Origin of the sequence: Pseudomonas sp. NBRC 111124, assembly GCF_001320245.1 — a bacterium.
Lineage (GTDB): Bacteria > Pseudomonadota > Gammaproteobacteria > Pseudomonadales > Pseudomonadaceae > Aquipseudomonas.
The window spans coordinates 24,749-44,828 of sequence record NZ_BCBA01000008.1; the positions used below are offsets into that span (position 1 = coordinate 24,749).

Annotated in this window: 18 protein-coding genes; 3 read left to right on the plus strand and 15 right to left on the minus strand. The window is 61.7% G+C overall.

Going from position 1 to position 20,080, the window contains the following annotated elements; genetic code table 11:
* Positions 1-76: 76 nt before the first annotated feature.
* The 5 genes from APH28_RS04915 to APH28_RS04935 form a co-directional block, all read right to left on the minus strand.
* Positions 77-1,099 carry a DUF5924 family protein gene (locus APH28_RS04915; protein WP_060507858.1) on the minus strand — a complete coding sequence of 341 codons (1,023 nt, stop codon included), beginning with the start codon at positions 1,097-1,099 and terminating at the stop codon, positions 77-79.
* A gap of 143 nt (positions 1,100-1,242) precedes the next feature.
* Entirely contained in the window at positions 1,243-2,649 is a 1,407-nt protein-coding gene (locus tag APH28_RS04920) for a pitrilysin family protein (RefSeq protein WP_060507859.1), read from the minus strand.
* Between the two features lie 30 nt (positions 2,650-2,679).
* On the minus strand, positions 2,680-4,338 hold the full coding sequence (locus tag APH28_RS04925) for a Na/Pi cotransporter family protein (protein WP_060507860.1): 1,659 nt from the start codon (positions 4,336-4,338) through the stop codon (positions 2,680-2,682).
* 231 nt (positions 4,339-4,569) lie between these two features.
* Positions 4,570-5,340, minus strand: a complete 771-nt coding sequence (locus APH28_RS04930) for a TerC family protein (protein WP_060507861.1) — start codon at positions 5,338-5,340, stop codon at positions 4,570-4,572.
* A gap of 37 nt (positions 5,341-5,377) precedes the next feature.
* The gene (locus APH28_RS04935; RefSeq protein ID WP_060507862.1) at positions 5,378-6,685 is read right to left on the minus strand and encodes a CitMHS family transporter; all 1,308 of its coding nucleotides are present in this window, start codon (positions 6,683-6,685) and stop codon (positions 5,378-5,380) included.
* A 266-nt stretch (positions 6,686-6,951) separates the two neighbouring features.
* Here APH28_RS04935 and APH28_RS04940 point away from each other — a divergent pair, with 266 nt between their 5' ends.
* The gene (locus APH28_RS04940) at positions 6,952-7,353 is read left to right on the plus strand and encodes a GFA family protein (protein WP_060507863.1); all 402 of its coding nucleotides are present in this window, start codon (positions 6,952-6,954) and stop codon (positions 7,351-7,353) included.
* A 130-nt stretch (positions 7,354-7,483) separates the two neighbouring features.
* On the opposite strand, the gene APH28_RS04945 is transcribed toward APH28_RS04940, so the two are convergent.
* The 10 genes from APH28_RS04945 to APH28_RS04990 all read right to left on the minus strand — a co-directional run bounded on the left by APH28_RS04945 (position 7,484) and on the right by APH28_RS04990 (position 17,287).
* Positions 7,484-9,442, minus strand: a complete 1,959-nt coding sequence (locus APH28_RS04945) for a DUF4105 domain-containing protein (RefSeq protein ID WP_060507864.1) — start codon at positions 9,440-9,442, stop codon at positions 7,484-7,486.
* Positions 9,439-9,759: a DUF2388 domain-containing protein gene (locus APH28_RS04950; RefSeq protein ID WP_060507865.1), complete on the minus strand. Its 321-nt coding sequence runs from the start codon at positions 9,757-9,759 to the stop codon at positions 9,439-9,441. The genes APH28_RS04945 and APH28_RS04950 overlap by 4 nt, the downstream gene beginning before the upstream one ends.
* Positions 9,760-9,795: 36 nt before the next feature.
* Complete coding sequence (locus tag APH28_RS04955) at positions 9,796-10,089, minus strand: DUF2388 domain-containing protein (protein WP_060507866.1); 294 nt, start codon at positions 10,087-10,089, stop codon at positions 9,796-9,798.
* Positions 10,090-10,178: 89 nt separating this feature from the next.
* Positions 10,179-10,496, minus strand: a complete 318-nt coding sequence (locus tag APH28_RS04960) for a DUF2388 domain-containing protein (protein WP_060507867.1) — start codon at positions 10,494-10,496, stop codon at positions 10,179-10,181.
* 301 nt (positions 10,497-10,797) lie between these two features.
* Positions 10,798-11,013: a DUF1127 domain-containing protein gene (locus APH28_RS04965; protein ID WP_054884336.1), complete on the minus strand. Its 216-nt coding sequence runs from the start codon at positions 11,011-11,013 to the stop codon at positions 10,798-10,800.
* Between the two features lie 352 nt (positions 11,014-11,365).
* Positions 11,366-12,859 carry an acetyl-CoA hydrolase/transferase family protein gene (locus APH28_RS04970; protein WP_060507868.1) on the minus strand — a complete coding sequence of 498 codons (1,494 nt, stop codon included), beginning with the start codon at positions 12,857-12,859 and terminating at the stop codon, positions 11,366-11,368.
* 188 nt (positions 12,860-13,047) lie between these two features.
* Positions 13,048-14,499, minus strand: coding sequence for an NAD(P)(+) transhydrogenase (Re/Si-specific) subunit beta (locus APH28_RS04975; protein ID WP_060507869.1), 1,452 nt, complete (start codon positions 14,497-14,499; stop codon positions 13,048-13,050).
* A gap of 2 nt (positions 14,500-14,501) precedes the next feature.
* Positions 14,502-14,816: an NAD(P) transhydrogenase subunit alpha gene (locus APH28_RS04980; RefSeq protein ID WP_003256966.1), complete on the minus strand. Its 315-nt coding sequence runs from the start codon at positions 14,814-14,816 to the stop codon at positions 14,502-14,504.
* A gap of 11 nt (positions 14,817-14,827) precedes the next feature.
* The gene (locus APH28_RS04985; protein WP_060507870.1) at positions 14,828-15,949 is read right to left on the minus strand and encodes a Re/Si-specific NAD(P)(+) transhydrogenase subunit alpha; all 1,122 of its coding nucleotides are present in this window, start codon (positions 15,947-15,949) and stop codon (positions 14,828-14,830) included.
* 423 nt (positions 15,950-16,372) lie between these two features.
* Positions 16,373-17,287, minus strand: a complete 915-nt coding sequence (locus APH28_RS04990) for a LysR family transcriptional regulator (protein WP_060507871.1) — start codon at positions 17,285-17,287, stop codon at positions 16,373-16,375.
* Positions 17,288-17,449: 162 nt separating this feature from the next.
* On the opposite strand from APH28_RS04990, the gene APH28_RS04995 reads away from it, so the two are divergent.
* Both APH28_RS04995 and APH28_RS05000 read left to right on the plus strand, forming a co-directional pair.
* Positions 17,450-18,631, plus strand: a complete 1,182-nt coding sequence (locus APH28_RS04995; RefSeq protein WP_060507872.1) for an acyl-CoA dehydrogenase — start codon at positions 17,450-17,452, stop codon at positions 18,629-18,631.
* Between the two features lie 14 nt (positions 18,632-18,645).
* The gene (locus APH28_RS05000) at positions 18,646-19,866 is read left to right on the plus strand and encodes a CaiB/BaiF CoA-transferase family protein (RefSeq protein ID WP_060507873.1); all 1,221 of its coding nucleotides are present in this window, start codon (positions 18,646-18,648) and stop codon (positions 19,864-19,866) included.
* The last annotated feature ends 214 nt before the right edge of the window (positions 19,867-20,080 follow it).

Sequence of the window (20,080 nt, forward strand, 5' to 3'; positions counted from 1 at the left end):
CCGGCTGGGCTAGAGGCTGATCATAGCGCAGCGGGCATGCAGCGGTTTGTTGAATATGTGCTGTCCTGCGCCGGTGTCACGGCGCAGGCGCGTCGTCCACCACCTTGAAGCGCAGCACGCCGATCACCTGGCCATCCTCGGTCAGCACGCGGACCTGCCACTTGCCCACCGGGTTGGGCGGGAAATTCTGCTTGTGGGTCCAGGCACGGTAGCCTTCCTTGCGCCCGCCATGGATATCCAGGGCAATGCGGTCGACCTCCTGGCCGTCCTTCTGCCACACATGGTAGATGCGCTCGTCCAGGCCCCGCGGCGCGTTGATCGCGGTGTAGGCGTACAGGCCATTGCTACGGATGCGGCTGGCGGCAATTTCTTCCAGCGACTCGCCGGGCTGGCGATTGAGCACTTCGGTGCTGACCGCCACGTCCGTCATCCACAGCGTTGCCGGTGGCACCCACGAACGCAGTAACCAGCCACTCCCCCCTACCGCCAGGGTAACCACTACCAATGCCACGCCGCGGCGCCAGGTATTGACCGGGAAGCTGCTGATCAAGCTTGGGAACGACAGTGCCATGGCGGCTATCAACGCCAGTTTGAAGCTCTGTGCGGTGGTCAGGTGGAGGATGATCGGCAGCGCGGTGAGCAGCGCCGCGAACAGCGTCAGGGTATGCAGCGCGAGAAACAGCCAGCGCCGCGGCGCCAGCCACTTATAGTACAGCGGATCGATGATCGAGATGAGCCCGGCGGCGCCAAGCAGGCCGGTGAACACCAGCTGGCCGCTGTTCCAGGTGGTGGTGATGAAGAAGAACGGCAGGACGAAGAACAGGCTTTCCTGGTGGATCATCTGCGTCGCGTAGCGCAGCAGTGGCTGCGGGATCTCGCGGTTGAAAGTGCGCGCGAACAGGCCTGTCAGGGTGTTTTCCAGCATCAGCCAGACCCAGCTGACCAGCATGAGGATGGCAATCCAGCTGGCGAGGCTGGCCTGGCGGTCGACCAGGATGAAACTGCCGATACCGGAGAGGAAACCACCGAGTGCGATGACGCCGGGGTAGCGTTTGAGCAACTCGATGACACGCTGGACGAAGTGGGGTATTGGGGGCATGGGCCTTACAACAAGAATATGAAGTGGCTGTGCCGGCCCTTTCGCGGGTAAACCCGCTCCCACAGGTACTGCACAAGGTTCAGACCCTGTGGGAGCGGGTTTACCCGCGAAAGGGCCGGTACTGGCAAAAGGATACCGCCGATTCACTGCTGCCGTGTAGCACCACTCGGTCGCTCCGGCTTGTGTCGCCGCCAGCGCAACAGCCCAAGCGCGAGTGTCATCCCCAACAGTAAGGCAACCAGGCCATAAAGCTCGTCATAGCCCAGGAACGGCTTCTCGATCCGCAGATAGCCCTGATCCTTGAGCAATTCCTTCAAGGCCGTGTTGGCCTCTGCCAGCGTCACCTGGCGTAACTTGCGTGCAGGGTCGGCAAAGCGGCCGTTGTTGTAGTCGTTCAGCGCCCCCCAGTAGTAGTCGGCCAGTGCACTGTTGCCCTGGGTGCTCCAGCTTTCCTTGGCCACGGCGGCATCCTTGATGCGGGCGAAGGTATCCGGGTCGAGGCCTTCCTTGCGCAGGTGGTCGAACAATTGCTGCATGACCTTCACGGCCTTGTCGATAGCGTCGCGCTCAAGGTCGGCATTGAGGCTGAGCATGCCGCTGTCGCCAAAGCTTTCGCGTTGTACGGACGGCCCGTAAGACAGACCGTTACGCAGGCGCAGTTGGTCATACACGGCCCATTCCAGGTACCGCGACAGCAGCTCGAGGGTCTGCTGATGGTCATTGTCCAGAACCGGTTCGATGAACAGCCAGTGCAGCTTGACGCTGTCGCCCAGCAGGCCGTGGGTCAGGTCGCGGCGCTGTTCGGCCTGTTGGGTGATACTTTCGAGGTTGCGCCGCTCTTCCGGCTCGGTGGCAGGCAGCTCGCCAAAGGTGCGTTCCAGATAGGCCGGTAGCAGGCGATCCAGGCCGCCAACCACGATCAGGCTCATGTTGTTGGCGGCGTACCAGTGCTCACGCAGGGCCTGCACCTGCTCGAGGGTCATGTCGTCGACGTTGGAACGCTCGGGGCATTTCAGGCCCAGTTCGGTGGCCAGCTGGTCGCTGGCCGGATGGCCAATGTCCTGGCGGTCGAGCCAGCGCTGCAGGTGGCCATAGTGGCCGCCATCTTCGCGTTCGATGATGCGCTTGGCCGTGGCCAACGCCTTGGCGTCGATGCGGGTGTCGCGGATGATCGTCAGCAGCAGGTCGAGCACCTTGCGCTGATTGCGCGCCGGCGCCTCGATGACGAAGGTGGTGTCGGCGCTGCTGGTGAAGGCGTTCCATTCGCCGCCCAGGCTTTGCAAGCGCTCTTCCAGGCCGCCTTCGCCGGTCTCGTCGATGCCGGTGAACAGCAGGTGTTCGAGCAGGTGTGGCAACTCCTTCTGCTCGCAGCCGAAGTCATCCAGGCCAACCCCCACCACCAGGCGGATCGCCACGTGGTCGCGCTCGTAACCGGATTTCAGGATCACCTGCAGGCCATTTGGCAACAGGTAACCTTCGACCCGCGAGCGATCGAGGGCAATTGAGGGCAGGCTGCAGATCAGCAGGCAAACGAACATCAGGCAACGCATGAGCGAGCGGCGGTCTCCAAGTGTGCGAGATCAGGACAGGTGGGCGTCTTCCTGGACGCTGTCGAGCAACAGCCCGCCAGTGTCCGAGCCACCCAGTACCACATAGGCACTGCTGCAGAACAAAGAGTTCAACCGCTTCATGTCGGCGATCAGTTCCAAGTGTAGCGAACTCGTCTCGATACTTTGCACCACCTTACGCTGCAAACGGCTGACGTGAGCATGCGCCAGGCGCCTTTCCTGGGCGCGGAAGCGGCGTTTTTCGCGCAGCAGCAGGCGCGCGCTTTCCGGGTCGGCGCTGAGAAATACCGAAAGGCCCAGGCGCAGGTTGGCCTGCAACTGCTCCTGCAGCCCGGTGAGTTCTTCCAGGCCGACCTGGGAAAACTCTCGGCGCTGACTGGTCTTTTGCTGCTGCACCTTGCGCAGCATGCGTTCGATCAGGTCGCAGGCCAGCTTCAGGTTGATCGCCAGCTCGATGACTTCAGCCCAGCGCCGGTTGTCCTGATCGCTGAGGTCTTCCCGGGGCATCTGCGCCAGGTACAGTTTGATCGCGCTGTACAGCGCTTCACCATCTTCACTCAAGGCCCGCACCTGCTGGGGCATGGCGGTGTGGGTACCGCGCAGGGCGCCGAGCATGGCTTCCAGCAGGCTGTCGACGATGTCACCCAGGCGCAGGGTTTCCCGCGCGGCATTAGCCAGGGCCAAGCTGGGCGTGGCCAGCGCCGAGACATCGAGATGGCGGGGCCGTATCTGGCCGTTGGTGGTCTCGTGCTCGGGCAGCAGCACGTTGCACAGGCGTCCCATGGGTTTGACCGTCGGCAGCATGATCAGGCAGCGCAGGGTGTTGTAGAGCAGGTGGAAACCGATCACCAGTTCTTGCGGACTGAAGCTCAAGCTGTCCATCCACTCCACCAGAGGATGCAGCACAGGGATGATCAGCACCAGGCCGATCAGCTTGTACATCAGGCTGCCCAGGGCCACACGGCGGCCTGCGGCGTTCTGCATGCTGGTGCTGATGAAGGCCAGCAGGCCGCTGCCGATGTTGGCGCCGACCACCAGACCGATAGCCACCGGCAAACTGATCACTTCGGCGCCGGCCAGGGTGGCGGTGAGCAGAACGGCAGCCAGGCTGGAATAGGAAATCATGGCGAACAAGGCGCCGACCAAGGCATCGAGCATGATGTCGCCGGTGAGCGAGGCGAACAGTACCTTCACCCCTTGAGCGTGGGTGATCGGCGTCGCCGCCTGCACGATCAGCTGCAGCGCCAGGATGATCAGCCCAAGGCCGATCGCCACGCGTCCCAGTTGGCCCGCGCGAGTCTGTTTGCGCGAGAGGAAGAAAATAACGCCAAGAAACACCAGTAACGGCGAAAGCCAGGACAGATCAAGGGTCAGCACGCGGGCCATCAGCGCGGTACCGACATCGGCGCCTAGCATGATCGCCAGCGCCGGGGTCATGGCCATCAGGCCCTGGCCGACGAAGGAGGTGACCAACATGGCGGTGGCGTTGCTGCTCTGGACTACTGCAGTGACGACGATGCCGGCAATGAACGCCAGTGGCCGGCGATCCATGTTCTGGCTGAGCACGCGGCGCAGGTTGGAGCCGAACACCCTGAGGATGCCGGTACGGACGATATGTGTGCCCCATACCAGCAAGGCCACGGCAGAGAGCAGGTTGAGCAGGGTCAACATGGTCGAACCCCCTTTTCATTATCGGGCTCCAGTGGCGGAGCCAAAATGGGTGAAGCCGTAAGCCTGGCCCGGGGGTGGGTGTCTTGATCCAGTGCTTACTCAAGCTTTAGTTGTTTTGCGGACCTCGCGCCAGCTTGGCACGGTCTGCGAGCATTTGAAATATTTGCGTGATGAAAGCCTGTGCATGAAAAAAGGCCCCGGAGGGCCTTTCAAATACTGCACATCCTGATCTTATTGACCCCGAATATCCTTGCGCAGTTTCACCGGCTCATGTTCCTTGCCCTTTTTGCGCGCCATGGCAGTGCGCATGCGAATGTTGATCGCCTCCACAGCGAGCGAGAAGGCCATGGCGAAGTAGACATAGCCCTTCGGTACGTGAACGTCGAAAGATTCGGCGATCAGCACGGTACCCACAACGATCAGGAAGGAAAGCGCGAGCATCTTCAGCGACGGGTGTTTGTCGATGAAGTCGCTGATGGCGCCGGCGCAGGCCATCATTACCAGCACCGCGACGACGATCGCGGCGATCATCACGGGCACGTGCGAGACCATACCGACGGCGGTGATCACCGAGTCCAGGGAGAACACGATGTCGATGATGGCGATCTGGATGATGGTGTACAAGAACTTGCCACCCGCGCCCTTGGGCTCGTCGGCGCTCTCTTCCTCACCTTCGAGGCCGTGGTAGATCTCTTGCGAGCTTTTCCACAGGAGGAACAGGCCGCCGCAGAACAGGATCAGGTCACGCCCGGAAATGCCTTGGCCGAACACCACGAACAAGTCGGCGGTCAGGCGCATGACCCAGGTGATCGACAGCAGCAGCATGATGCGGGTGACCATGGCCAGGGCCAGGCCGAAGATCCGGGTGCGCGGCTGCATGTGCTTGGGCATGCGGCTGACCAGGATCGAGATCATGATGATGTTGTCGATCCCGAGGACGATCTCGAGTGCCGTCAGGGTGAAAAAGGCAACCCAGATTTCCGGGCTGGTCAGCCATTCCATGTGTATTCCTTAAAACGATAGAGGCGATGCGTGTTAATTAAAGACTACTGAACAGTGGGAAAATGCCCATCAGCAGCGCGGCGAACATTATGCATAGGCATACCAGTACTGCCCACTTGAGGGTGAAACGCTGGTGATCGCCGAATTCGATGCCGGCCAGGGCTACCAGCAGGTAGGTCGAAGGCACCAGCGGGCTGAGCAGGTGAACCGGCTGCCCGACGATCGAGGCACGGGCCATTTCCACCGGGCTGATGCCGTAATGGCTGGCTGCTTCCGACAGCACCGGCAGCACGCCGTAGTAGAAAGCGTCGTTGGACATGAAGAAGGTGAACGGCATGCTCACGATCGCAGTGATCACGGCCAGGTAGGGGCCCAATGCATCCGGGATGACCGCCAACAGGCTCTTGGACATGGCCTCGACCATGCCGGTACCGGACAGGATGCCGGTGAAGATGCCGGCGGCGAAGATCAGCCCGGTCACGGCCAGCACGCTGCCGGCGTGGGCCGCGATGCGGTCCTTCTGCTGCTGCAGGCATGGGTAGTTGACGATCATGGCGATACTGAAGGCGATCATGAACAGCACCGGCAGTGGCAGCACGCCAGCGATCAGCGCGACCATCAGCGCCGCGGTCAGGGCACCGTTGAAGTAGATCAGCTTGGGGCGGCGCGCTTCAGGGAACTGCGATACGCTGATTTCGCTGTGGTCGATGTCATCAGTCGGCAGGTGCAGTTCACCCAGGCGGGCACGTTCGCGCTTGCCGTACATGTAGGCAATGGCGAGGATCGCCAGCACACCGAAGACCATGGCCGGGATCATCGGCACGAAGATGTCCGATGGGTCCACGTGCAGGGCGCTGGCGGCGCGGGCGGTCGGGCCGCCCCATGGGGTCATGTTCATCACCCCGCCGGCGAGGATGATCAGGCCGGCCATGATCCGCGGGCTCATGCCCAGGCGGCTGTAAAGCGGCAGCATGGCGGCGCAGCAGATCATGTAGGTGGTGGCGCCGTCACCGTCGAGCGAAACCACCAGGGCCAGGACTGCGGTGCCGACCGAGACTTTCAGCGGGTCACCCTTGACCAGCTTGAGGATCTTGCGCACGGCGGGGTCGAACAGGCCGGAGTCGATCATCAGGGCGAAGTAAAGGATGGCGAACATCAGCATCACGCCGGTGGGCGCAAGCTTGCTGATGCCTTCGAGCATCATTGGGCCGATCTTGGCGGAAAAACCGCCGAACAGGGCGAACAGAATCGGTACCAGGATCAGCGCGATCAAGGCCGACAGGCGCTTGGTCATGATCAGGTACATGAAGGTGATGACCATGGCAAAGCCGAGGAAGGTCAGCATGGCAATACTCCAGGCGAGGCGCGGCGAAAGGAATGGCTATTCGGGCGGATCAGCGCGTGTGGCGCTGCACGGGGAGCATGCGGAGGGAGACTGCAGAAAGGCGGGCGCAGAAGGACATCAGAATCACCATTGTTGTTGTTGATGGGCCGGGCGCGGAGATTTCCGGGTGCCCTGGCTGACCGGTCTTGTGCCGGTAGTGGGGGCTATCCTAGGGGGGTAAGCTTTCAGCCAGCTTTCGCCGAAAAAACGGCGACGGGAGGTAGGTGATGCAGGATGTATCCGAGGGTGGCTGCCATTGCGGCACCTTGCGCTATCGGCTGCAGGGTGAGCTGACGGATGTCGCCCATTGCCATTGTTCGATCTGCCGGCGGGTCAGCGGCGGGTTGGTGGTGACCTGGGTCACCCTGCCCCGCTCGGCATTCCGCTGGTTGGCGGGGCGGCCGCAGTGCTATGTGGCGCCGGCCAGTTGCAAGCGGTATTTCTGTGGGGAATGTGGCGCGCATGTGGCGCTGGTGACCGACCACAGCCCGGGAAGCATTGATGTGACGGTGGCGACGCTGGACCACCCGGAGCGGGTGCCGGCCAAGCGGCATATCTGGGTTGGCAGCCGCTTGCCCTGGTTGCATCTGGATGAGGCCTTGCCTGAGGAGCCTGAAGAGAAACTGTAGGAGCGGCCTTGTGTCGCGAAAGGCTGCAAAGCAGCCCCTCGATTTCAGCTTCGCTGCAAATATTGCTGGGGCCGCTTTGCGGCCCTGTCGCGACACAAGGCCGCTCCTACAGGCGATCAGCTCGTAGACGCTACGGCAACTGCAGGCCGCCAGCTGCCTTGTGCAATGTTCGCAAATGCTCGCCAATCTGCTTCACATTGGCCTCGACCGCCGCGATTTCCTTCGCCCGCGACGGTTCCAGGAGCGCCCTCACCTCTTTGTCCAGGTCGGTACTCAGACGCAACAGCTTTGCCTGTCGCTCGGCACTGACCTGCTCCAGGTGCGTGCGCTCGTCCGGCTGTGGCAATCCATACCCCTTGGCATCCAGCAACTCGGCCGGGCGGCTGAGGAAGCCGCTGTTGGCGAGCATCTGCTTCAGGGTCTCGTCGGCTTTGTTGATGCTGCCGTCCTTGAGCGCTGCAGCGTTCAGGTAACGCTGTTTCACTTCGTCTTGAGCCAGCAGCAACTGCCGGCGCAGGCTGGCCTGCTCGAGCAGCAGCAAGGCCGCGCTGGTGCGCAGGTCGGCCTTGTCGAACCAGGGGCGCCTTTGCTCGGCATCCTGGGCCAGCCAGTCCTCGACCTCGGTCTGCTTGATCGGCAATTGCTTGCGCAACACATCGAACATGGCCTGGTAGCGGTCACGGTAGGAGTCGAAGCGGTAACCCAGGCGCAGGGCTTCGCGTGGGTCATCGAGCACGCTGGTATCGGCCAGCCCCCTGCCCTTCAGCACAGCCAGCAAACCATTGGGCATGATGCTGTCGAGGTCGTTCAGGCGCGGGTTGGCCGTGCCGCTGCGCAGCAGCTTCAACGATTCCACCGCGCAGTTGTTGGACAGGAACCAGTAATTGCCGTCATAGCTCCAGTGCATCTCGGCGGCCTGGCGCACCAGGTTTTCGATTTCATTGCGGTTGAGCTTGAGCGGTACCGAGGCCAGGCTGCGCAGTTCGGTCTTGGTGTATTCGTCGATCACCTGGCCTAGCGGCAACACGAACAGCCGTGACGGGTAGGCGCCGACCAGGCCGTCCCAGCTGGACAGCTGCACGTCGTTGACGAAGGCCCGGTAAGACAGCACCAGGCTCTGGTCGAGGTCCAGGCGGCAGTCCGGCCCACGTGGGCGACCGGGTTTGCAGATCACCAGGCGCAGCATGCTGTGGCCCCAGCGGCTGACCAGGTTCTGGTTGGCTTCAGCCAGCAGGAAGTCGACCTGGTAGACCCGCTCGGGGTCGATTTCGGCCAGCGGCTGGCGGGCGAAGTCACTGCCGGCATTGATGAACGGCAGGCCCTTGGCGCAGCTGTTCTGCTGCGGCGCCCAGCCGAAGTGATCATGCAGGTACTGGTTGAGCGCCGGTCTGCGGCAACCGTAGCTCGGGTCAAGGAGGAAATACTCCATGTTGACCGCGATGAATTCCTTGGGGCTGCTCAGTTCGTAGCTGTCGGGGCTGCGCATGAACTGGGCGTTGTGCTGTTCACGCTCACCACGCCGGCCGACGTATTGCGGCCAACCGGCCAGGTCGAGCAGGCGCGGGTCGTCGCTGAGGGTAAAGCGGCGTTCGGCCTGACTGCGACACTCTTCAAGCTGGCCGATCTTGCCCAGCGTGTTTTGCTGGCGCGCGCAGCGGGCGATCAGCGAGCGCTCGGCACTGGGCCACAGGCGGGCGCGATCATAAATGTGGGTAAGTTCGTGCAGGACGGTGGCCAGCAGCTCTTCGCGCACGGTGCCATGGGGGCGGTTGGTGCGCTCGGTGGCGGCACTGCCGTCAGTGAGGCTGGGCAGCAGGCGGCGGTTGAGTTCGAGGGTCGATACCAGCGAAGCCTGGCCGTAGGCATCGGCCGGCATGTTGTCGCTCCAGCTGACCGTGACGCGCCGGTCCAGCCGTTGCTTGAACAGTGGCGGCAGCTTGGCCATGGCCTCATCGAGCAGGGTCTGGCTGGCTTGAATCTGTTGCGGGTCGAGGCCAGCCGCCTGCAGCTCCAGCTGCAGGTCGGCCAGGGCGGGTGTGCCCAGCAGCGTCAGGGCGCAGCCGAGCAGCCAGGCACGCACGCGGCTCACAGCGCGAGGATGGCTTCGGCCAGTACCTGGTCGCTGGCATCGCGCGCTTCAGGTACGCGCTCGCGCAGGGTGGTAAATGCCGCTTCGAGCTGCGCGCCACGGATATCGCCGTTACTGGCGACAAAGCTGGCGGCGTCGTCATGAGCTTCGCGCACGACCTTGGAGTCGCGGATCGAAGTGGTGGTGTCAGAGGTGAAATCGATCGAGCGGCCAAAGGCGCGCACGATGATGTTGCTGGTGGCCACCAGGGTCTGTGCATGGGCCAGGTCGGCCAGTAGCAACATGCCGAGGGTAGCGGCAATCAGCGGTTTACGCATGGAGCATCTCCGAAAAATACAGGGAGTCAGGTGTAGTTATTGGACGAGAATTGCTTCTGCCAGTTCAAGGTCGCCGACAGAGTGCCGGGCACAGTTGTGGCGCAGCGAGTCGAGAGCGGCTTCCAGGCGTGCACCGCGGATCAGACCATCGCTGGCAACGAATGCCGCAGCATCGTCGCGGGCCTGCCTGACCAGTTTTCGGTCGAAGGGGGCAGCGGTGACCTGGCTGGTGACGTAGCCGGTGATGACCAGGCCCTGGGTAGTCGTGTCCATGGCGTGGGCGCTGGCCATGGCAGTGGCGCTTAACAGCAATGGCAACAGATAACGCATGAGCTTTCTTGACGGCTGGGAGAATGAACGGCGAAGGCTATCCCAGGTGCGAGAGCCGAAGCCATCGCACCTGCTTTGCAGGGCCTTGATCAGATCGCGAGGATGGCCTGAGCCAACTGCGCGTCACTGGCTTGCAGCTGCGGCATGGTCGAGCGGATGTGCATGAAGGCACTTTCCAGTCGCGCACCACGAATGGTGCCTTGGGTGCCGACGAAGCTGGCGGCGTCATCACGGGCGGCCTGCACGATCTTGTCATCGCGGAACGACGAGGTCAGGTCGGAGGTGGCATCGGTGGAGGCGGCGAAGGCGCGTACCACGGCATCGGTAGTGACAACGAAACTGCTGGCATTGGCGGTGCTGGCCAGGCCGAGCAGCAGGGCGGCGCCAATCAGGTATTTACGGGACATGTTCTTGTGCTCCTGGATAGGGTTCTGCTTTATCGGACGCTTGCACAGCTCGTCGCGGTACGTGTTTGACAACGGGTTCTACCAGACTGCTGAGCGAAGCGTATCACGCGGGGGTGTTTCTGGATGTTAATGAGTGTCTCGGTAGCAAACTGTTATGGTCGATTATCGTAGGTTTAATAACTGTACTTGTTTGCCGTGAAACAGCTCTGGGCCGCATATTGCAGGCAATAAAAAACCCGCTGCAGTCGTCTGCAACGGGTTGGGGAATTCGCGGTGCCGGCCGCAGCCGGCGAACCGGAGCTTAGCGCCAGAACGGCTTGCTCAGCTCTTCGTAACGCTGCGACTCGCTGATACCGGCGTCGGCCAGCAGGCGGGCGTCCAGGCGAGCCAGTTGACGACGGCTGGCCATGCGACGCTGCCACAGCAGCAGAGTAGAGATAGCGCGCAGTGGCAGGGAAGCCTGGGACTGCTGGGCGTTGCTTTCAAAAACCAGACCGGAACTGAGGGTACGTTCCATGATGCTTCATCCTTCCGCTTATGGCGGGATTAGGTAGTGATTTAACTGATGCCAATGATCCTCCTCTGTTGTCCATAACAGTAGATACAGTTCACTGGTAATGCGATAGGCCAGTTAACTGTTTAACCCTACTGTTGCACTCGAAATAGGCGTAACTGTACCGGTCTGCACTGGAGTGGTGCATTTATGATTGGCTTAGGGAATCTGGAAAGCGTGAGCACGCGAATTTACCAGTACAGTAGTACAGTTTATTCGGTTGCATGTGAGGAGGTGTTGCGGTGGGCGGGTTTGACTGTACTGGCCCTGTCGCCAGCGTGGCGGCGACAGGGCCCGAACAGTTGAGGCGGTTTGATCAGCTGGCGAGCATGCGCCCGGTTTCTTCCAGGTTCTCGTGCCAGCTCAGTGCTTCACGCAGGATGTGCGGAGTATGGCCGCCACGCTGGCAGGCGCGATCGAAGTAATCGTTCAGCGCTGCGCGGTAGTCCGGGTGTACACAGTTGTCGATGATCGCCCGAGCGCGCTCACGCGGTGCCAGGCCACGCAGGTCGGCCAGGCCTTGCTCGGTGACCAGGATGTCGACGTCGTGTTCGGTGTGGTCAACGTGGCTGACCATCGGCACCACGCTGGAAATGGCACCGCCCTTGGCGATCGACTTGGTGACGAACACCGCCAGGTGAGCGTTGCGGGCGAAGTCACCCGAGCCGCCGATGCCGTTCATCATCCGGGTGCCACAGACGTGCGTCGAGTTGACGTTGCCGTAGATGTCGAACTCCAGTGCCGTGTTGATGCCGATGATGCCCAGGCGGCGGACCACTTCAGGGTGGTTGGAGATCTCCTGCGGGCGCAGGACCAGCTTGTCCTTGTAGCGCTCCAGGTTGCCGAACACGTCAGCATTGCGGCGGGTCGACAGGGTGATCGAGCTGCCCGAAGCAAAGCTCAGCTTGCCGGCGTCGATCAGGTCGAAGGTCGAGTCCTGCAGGACTTCAGAGTACATGGTCAGGTCTTCGAACGGCGACTCGATCAGGCCGCACATCACCGCGTTGGCGATGCTGCCGATGCCTGCCTGCAGCGGGCCGAGCTTGTTGGTCATGCGGCCAGCTTCCACTTCCTGCTTGAGGAAGTTGATCAGGTGGTCGGCGATGCCCTGGGTTTCGTTATCCGGTGGCAGTACGGTGGAGGGCGAATCTGCTTGATCACTGATGACGATGCCGACGATCTTGGCCGGGTCGATCGGGATCGCGGTGCTGCCGATGCGGTCGTCGACCTTGACCAGCGGGATCGGTGTGCGGGTCGGGCGATAGGTCGGGATGTAGATGTCGTGCAGGCCTTCGAGGTTGGCGTTGTGCGACAGGTTGATCTCGACGATCACTTGCTTGGCGAAGATCGCGAAGCTGGCCGAGTTGCCCACCGACGTGGTCGGCACGATGTGGCCCTGTTCGGTGATGGCCACGGCTTCGATGACCGCGATATCCGGCAGCTTGAGCTGCTGGTTGCGCAGCTGCTCGACGGTTTCCGACAGGTGCTGATCGATGAACATCACCTGGCCGTCATTGATAGCCTTGCGCAGGGTGCTGTCGACCTGGAACGGCATGCGACGGGCCAGCACGCCGGCTTCGGTCAGTTGCTTGTCGAGGTCGTTGCCCAGGCTGGCGCCGGTCATCAGGCTGATTTTCAGTGGCGACTGCTTGGCGCGCTCGGCCAGGGCATGCGGCACGGCCTTGGCTTCGCCGGCGCGGGTGAACCCGCTCATGCCGACGGTCATGCCGTCCTCGATCAGGCCAGCGGCATCAGCCGCACTCATTACCTTGCTGTGCAGGGAGGACAAGCGGATACGATCACGGTACATGGATTGTTATCTCGGGCTACTGAAACTACTGCAGCGCAGTCTAGAGATTTCGCCCAGTGCCGTCCCACGACCATGGTCGTATGAGAAGCATTGAAGTAGAGCCGTTGATCTGGATCATTGAAAGCGAAGGCCCCGGGAGAAATCTCGCCGGGGCCTTCTATATAACGCGCGGTTTTCAGCGAAAAGCTTTACTCGACCGCTTTGACCATATCCTCGATGACCTTCTTCGCGTCACCGAACACCATCATGGTCTTGTCCAAGTAAAACAGTTCGTTGTCCAGGCCGGCATAGCCGCTGGCCATGGAGCGCTTGTTGACGATGATGGTCTTGGCCTTGAACGCCTCGAGGATCGGCATGCCGGCGATCGGCGACTTGGGATCGTTCTTCGCCGCCGGGTTGACCACGTCGTTGGCGCCCAGCACCAGTACCACGTCGGCTTGGCCGAACTCGGCGTTGATGTCTTCCATCTCGAACACCTGATCGTACGGCACTTCGGCTTCGGCCAGCAGTACGTTCATGTGCCCGGGCATGCGCCCTGCCACCGGGTGGATCGCGTACTTCACGGTCACTCCGTTGTGGGTCAGCTTTTCGGTCAGTTCCTTCAGGGCGTGCTGGGCACGGGCCACCGCCAGGCCGTAGCCCGGGACGATGATCACGCTGTCAGCATTGCTCAGCAGGAAGGTAGCGTCATCAGCCGAACCGGATTTCACCGGGCGCTGTTCTTTCGAACCTTGCGCCGCGCCAGCATCGGTATCGCCGCCAAAGCCGCCGAGGATGACGTTGAAGAACGAACGGTTCATCGCCTTGCACATGATGTACGAGAGGATCGCACCGGACGAGCCGACCAGGGAGCCGGCAATGATCAGCATCGAGTTGTTCAGCGAGAAGCCGATACCGGCCGCTGCCCAACCCGAGTAGCTGTTGAGCATCGACACCACCACCGGCATGTCCGCACCCCCGATCGGAATAATGATCAGTACGCCCATGATGAAGGCCAGGATCAGCATCAGGGTAAAGGCACTGTAGTGGCCGGTGAAGGTAAACAGCAGGCCCAGGGCGATGGTGGTCAGGCCGAGAATCAGGTTCAGCTTGTGCTGACCGGCAAACTGTACTGGTGCGCCCTGGAACAGGCGGAACTTGTACTTGCCAGACAGCTTGCCGAAGGCAATCACTGAACCGGAGAAGGTAATGGCACCGATGGCTGCGCCGAGGAACAGCTCCAGGCGGTTGCCGGTGGGGATCGGGTCGCTGATGGCGGCAACGATGCCCATCGACTGTGGCTCCAGCACGGCGGCGATGGCAATGAACACCGCGGCCAGGCCGATCATGCTGTGCATGAAGGCGACCAGTTCCGGCATCTTGGTCATCTCGACGCGCTTGGCCATGATCGAACCGGCGGTGCCGCCGACCAGCAGGCCGACGATCACGTAACCGATGCCGGCGGTAGCACCGCCGTTGCCAACAGAGAGGGCGCCAAGCTTATAGATGAGGCCAACCGTCGTGAGGATCGCGAGCCCCATGCCGATCATGCCGAACAGGTTGCCACGCCGCGAGGTGGTCGGGTGCGACAGGCCCTTGAGCGCCTGGATGAAGCAAACCGAGGCGACGAGGTAGAGGAGCGTTACCAGATTCATGCTCATGCTTACTTCTGCGCCTCGTTCTTGGTTTTCTTCTTGAACATCTCGAGCATGCGGCGGGTGACCAGGAAGCCACCAAACACGTTGACCGCAGCCAGGGCTACCGCCAGGGTGCCCATCAGCTTGCCGGCCGGGGTCACGGTCAGGGCTGCGGCCAGCATGGCACCGACGATGACGATCGCCGAGATGGCGTTGGTAACCGCCATCAGCGGGGTGTGCAGCGCCGGGGTGACGTTCCAGACCACGTGGTAGCCCACATAGATGGCCAGCACGAAGATGATCAGGTTGTAGATGCCATGGGAAATCAGCATGTCTTCCATTGTCGTGCTCCTTAGCCGTTCTTGCGGACGACCTGGCCGTCGCGGCACATCAGGCAGGCCGCGACGATGTCGTCTTCGAGGTTGATGACCAGTGCGCCGTCCTTGTCGAACAGCAGCTTCATGAAGTCCAGCAGGTTGCGTGCATACAGCGCCGAGGCATCGGCTCCCACTTGCGCCGGCAGGTTGGTCGGGCCGACGATGATCACGCCGTTCTCCTGCACCACCTGATCGGCGACGGTCAGCGGGCAGTTGCCGCCTTGGGCTGCCGCCAGGTCGATGACCACCGAGCCCGGCTTCATCTGCGCCACGGTTTCGGCGCTGAGCAGGGTCGGGGCCTTGCGGCCGGGGATCAACGCGGTGGTGATGACGATGTCCGCCTGCTTGGCGCGTTCGTGCACCGCCTGGGCCTGGCGCTGCATCCAGCTGGCCGGCATTGGCCGGGCATAGCCGCCGACGCCCTCGGCGCATTCACGCTCTTCGTCGGTCTCGTAGGGCACGTCGATGAACTTGGCGCCCAGCGACTCGATCTGCTCCTTCACAGCCGGACGGACGTCGGACGCCTCGATCACCGCGCCCAGGCGCTTGGCCGTGGCAATGGCCTGCAGGCCGGCAACGCCCGCCCCCAGGATCAGCACACGCGCGGCCTTAACGGTACCGGCGGCAGTCATCAGCATGGGCATGAAGCGTGGGTAGTGGTGGGCGGCCAGCAAAACGGCCTTGTAGCCGGCAATGTTGGCCTGCGACGACAGCACATCCAGGCTTTGAGCCCGTGAGGTGCGCGGCGCGGCTTCCAGGGCGAAAGCGGTAATCCCGCGTTCGGCCATCTTGCCGATCAATTCGCTGTTGAAGGGGTTGAGCATCCCCACCAAGAGGCTGCCACTGTTGATCAGGGCCAGCTCCTGGTCGTTGGGGGCGACCACCTTGAGGACCAATTGGGCGCCGTAGGCATCGGCTGCGCTCCCTAGGGAAGCGCCCACAGCCTCATAGGCACTGTCCGGAATGCTGGCGCTGAGCCCTGCCCCCCGTTGGACGGTGACCTGATGGCCCTGGCCAATCAGTTTCTTGATGGTTTCCGGGGTCGCAGCGACCCTTGTCTCACCGGTCTGCGTCTCGAGAGGAACACCAATGTGCACGACTATTTCTCCTGCGGTGACCTTTTGTCTTTGTAAAAGCCAGCACACTGCGGATGGTGCACTGGGGCGGCTGTTGAGCGCCGGACCCGCCAAATCCAGGGCGGGCGGAGCATTTTGCAGACGAACCCCAGGGCCTTCAACCGGTTCTGGAGCGAAACGAAGTTAAAACTACAAGTCACCCTGTGACCGTATGTCGCAAGTAATGGGCTACAGCCCGTCAAACATGCGCCATTGGCAGATTAGGGGAAAATTTGAATTTTTTTGCGATGATTTCGCGGATGGGTTCGTGAATGTCGTAAAACCCTCTGAAGCCCGCGTGTTTAGCGGCTCCGATAGGGTTTTTCGATTCACCTGAACAGTTTTCTTGTATGCGACAAAAACGTATATCTGTAGGTGTTTAAAATAATTGACTACAAGGATAGGTCAGGCGCGCTCGTCTCTGTGCGAGGCGGTATAAAGCTGCGCCTGGCTCAGCAGCCAGTCACGAAAGGCCCGGAGTGACGCGGACTCCACCTTGCGGTCGGGAATCATCAGATAGTAGGCCTTGTCGCTGGACAGCGCGTATCTGTTAGCGACTACCAGCCTGCCCGCCTCCAGTTCGCGTTGGATCAGGAATGGCGGAATCAGCGCGATACCCATTTCATGCATGGCCGCCTGGGCCAGCATGGAGAATAGTTCATAGCGCGGGCCTGCCATGTCGCCCGCAATGTTCAGCCCCAGGCCGTTGAACCACTGGCGCCAGGCGTAGGGCCGGGTGGTCTGCTGCAGCAATGGCAGGTTGGCGATGCGCTGAGCGTCGAGCGTGCCCTGCCCGTCCAGCAAGGCCGGGCTGCACACCGGCATGGGGTTCTCACCCATCAGGCGATGGGACTGGGTGCCGGACCAGTCGGCATCTCCGAAGTAGATGGCGGCGTCGAACGGGGTGTCGGCGAATAGGAATGGGCGGGTACGGTTGGTCAGGTTGACCGTGACCTCGGGGTGACGTTGCTGGAAGTCTTTGAGCCGTGGCAACAGCCATTGGGTGCCGAAGGTGGGCACCACAGCAAGCTCGATCACGTTGGCACCCTGCTGACGCATCACCGACAAGGTGTCGCGCTCCACTGCGTCCAGTTGTGCAGCAACCTGCCGGCTATAGGAAAGCCCGGCCTCGGTCAGCTTCACGCCACGTCGTGAGCGCCTGAACAGTTCGACATTGAGGAAGGTTTCCAGGCCACCGATCTGGCGACAGACGGCACCCTGAGTCAGGGCGAGTTCCTGGGCGGCCTTGGTAAAGCTTTCGTGGCGCGCGGCCGCTTCGAAGCAGACCAGTGCGGTGGTGCTGGGGATCTTGCGGCGCATGTACGTCAACCTCACTCATGGAGCCACGAATATGGCGATTTCGAGTATTTCGAAGTGACAAAATATCACTGATGCGTGCGCAATCCTCGTTTGTCGTGGTGCCTGATCAGGCCTAGGATCAATGGCACAAGAAACCGCTCCCCTATTTCGAGGATTTCGCTCATGGCCGGTAAAGCAAGCTTCAACTGGATCGACCCGCTGCTGCTGGATCAGCAGCTCACTGAAGAAGAGCGCATGGTGCGTGACAGCGCTTATCAGTTCGCCCAGGACAAGCTGGCTCCGCGCGTGCTGGAAGCCTTCCGTCACGAACAGACCGACCCGGCCATCTTTCGCGAGATGGGTGAAGTCGGCCTGCTCGGCGCGACCATCCCCGAGCAATACGGTGGCAGCGGCCTGAACTATGTGTGCTATGGCCTGATTGCCCGTGAAGTAGAGCGAATCGACTCCGGCTACCGTTCGATGATGAGCGTGCAGTCGTCGCTGGTGATGGTGCCGATCAATGAGTTCGGTACCGAGGCGCAGAAGCAGAAGTACCTGCCCAAGCTGGCCTCCGGCGAGTGGATTGGCTGCTTCGGCCTCACCGAGCCTAACCATGGCTCCGACCCGGGCGCGATGATCACCCGTGCCCGGAAGGTCGATGGCGGCTATCGCCTGAGTGGCAGCAAGATGTGGATCACCAACAGCCCGATCGCCGATGTATTCGTGGTCTGGGCCAAGGATGATGCCGGCGATATCCGCGGCTTTGTCCTGGAAAAAGGCTGGCAAGGCCTCAGCGCTCCAGCAATCCACGGCAAGGTTGGCCTGCGGGCGTCGATCACCGGTGAAATTGTCATGGACAACGTGTTCGTGCCTGAAGAAAACATCTTCCCGGATGTGCGCGGTCTCAAAGGTCCGTTCACCTGCCTGAACTCGGCGCGTTATGGCATTTCCTGGGGTGCGCTGGGTGCGGCCGAAGCCTGCTGGCACACCGCTCGCCAATACACCCTGGACCGCCAGCAGTTCGGTCGCCCGCTGGCTGCCAACCAGCTGATCCAGAAGAAGCTGGCCGACATGCAGACCGAAATCACCCTGGCCCTGCAAGGCTGCCTGCGCCTTGGGCGTATGAAGGACGAAGGCACTGCGGCGGTGGAAATCACCTCGATCATGAAGCGCAACTCCTGCGGCAAGGCTCTGGACATTGCTCGCATGGCCCGCGACATGCTGGGTGGCAACGGCATCTCCGACGAGTTCGGCGTGGCTCGCCACCTGGTCAACCTCGAGGTGGTCAATACCTATGAGGGTACCCATGACGTGCACGCGCTGATCCTCGGGCGTGCGCAGACCGGCATCCAGGCTTTCTACTGATAAGGAGCCAGTCCATGGGCGCGCTATCTCATCTGCGGGTGCTGGACCTTTCCCGGGTGCTGGCGGGGCCTTGGTCTGGCCAGATCCTGGCGGACCTGGGTGCTGACGTGATCAAGGTCGAGCGCCCGGGCAGTGGCGACGACACCCGCTCCTGGGGGCCGCCTTTCCTCAAGGATGCTGAGGGCGAGAACACCAGCGAGGCGGCTTATTACCTGTCGGCAAACCGCAACAAGCGCTCGGTGACCATCGACTTCACCCAAGAGGAAGGTCAGCGTCTGGTGCGCGAGCTGGCGGCCAGGTCGGATATCGTCATCGAGAACTTCAAGGTCGGCGGGCTGGCAGCTTATGGGCTGGATTACCCGAGCCTGAAGGCGATAAACCCCAAGCTCATCTATTGCTCGATCACGGGCTTCGGCCAGACCGGGCCGTATGCCAAGCGTGCAGGGTATGACTTCATGATCCAGGGGCTGGGTGGATTGATGAGCCTGACCGGTCGCCCGGATGGGGAGGAAGGTGGCGGGCCGGTGAAGGTCGGTGTTGCGCTGACCGATATCCTCACCGGGCTGTATTCGACGGTGGCGATTCTGGCTGCTCTCGCTCATCGCGATCAGCATGGCGTTGGCCAGCACATCGACATGGCGCTGCTCGATGTGCAGGTGGCTTGCCTGGCCAACCAGGCGATGAACTACCTGACCACGGGCAACCCACCGCGGCGGCTGGGCAATGCTCACCCTAATATCGTGCCTTACCAGGATTTCCCTACGGCGGATGGCGATTTCATCCTTACCGTGGGTAACGATGGCCAGTTCCGCAAGTTTGCCGAGGTGGCTGGGCAGCCGCATTGGGCGGATGACCCGCGTTTTGCTACTAATAAGCAGCGAGTGGCGAACCGGGCGGAGCTGATTCCACTGATTCGCCAGGCGACGGTATTCAAGACCACCGCCGAATGGGTGAGCCAGCTGGAGGCTGCAGGCGTGCCATGCGGGCCAATCAACGATCTGGCGCAGATGTTCCAGGACCCGCAGGTTGTAGCGCGTGGGCTGGCGGTAACCATGCCCCATGCGCTGGGCGGGCGTGTGCCGCAGGTGGCCAGCCCGATTCGGCTGTCCGAAACGCCCGTGGAGTATCGGCGTGCGCCACCGCTGTTGGGCGAGCATACCGAAGCGGTGCTGGGCGATGTGCTCGGCCTGGATGCAGGTGCTATAGGGCGTTTACGCAGCGCCGGTGTGCTCTGACTCTATATAGAGCTGATGAAAAGTGGGGAGGCCGTCAGGCCTCCCCGCTTTGTTTTTCAGCGATATTAAAGTTTCTTGAAATTAGAGGTTGACGGGATTTCGAATCCCCTTATAATGCGCCCCACTTCCGGCGACATCGAAACGTAAAACTCCTTAAGATTCAACGAGTTGAGCGATTTAGGCAGCGTTGGAAGTGCTTCGATCGAATGATCGG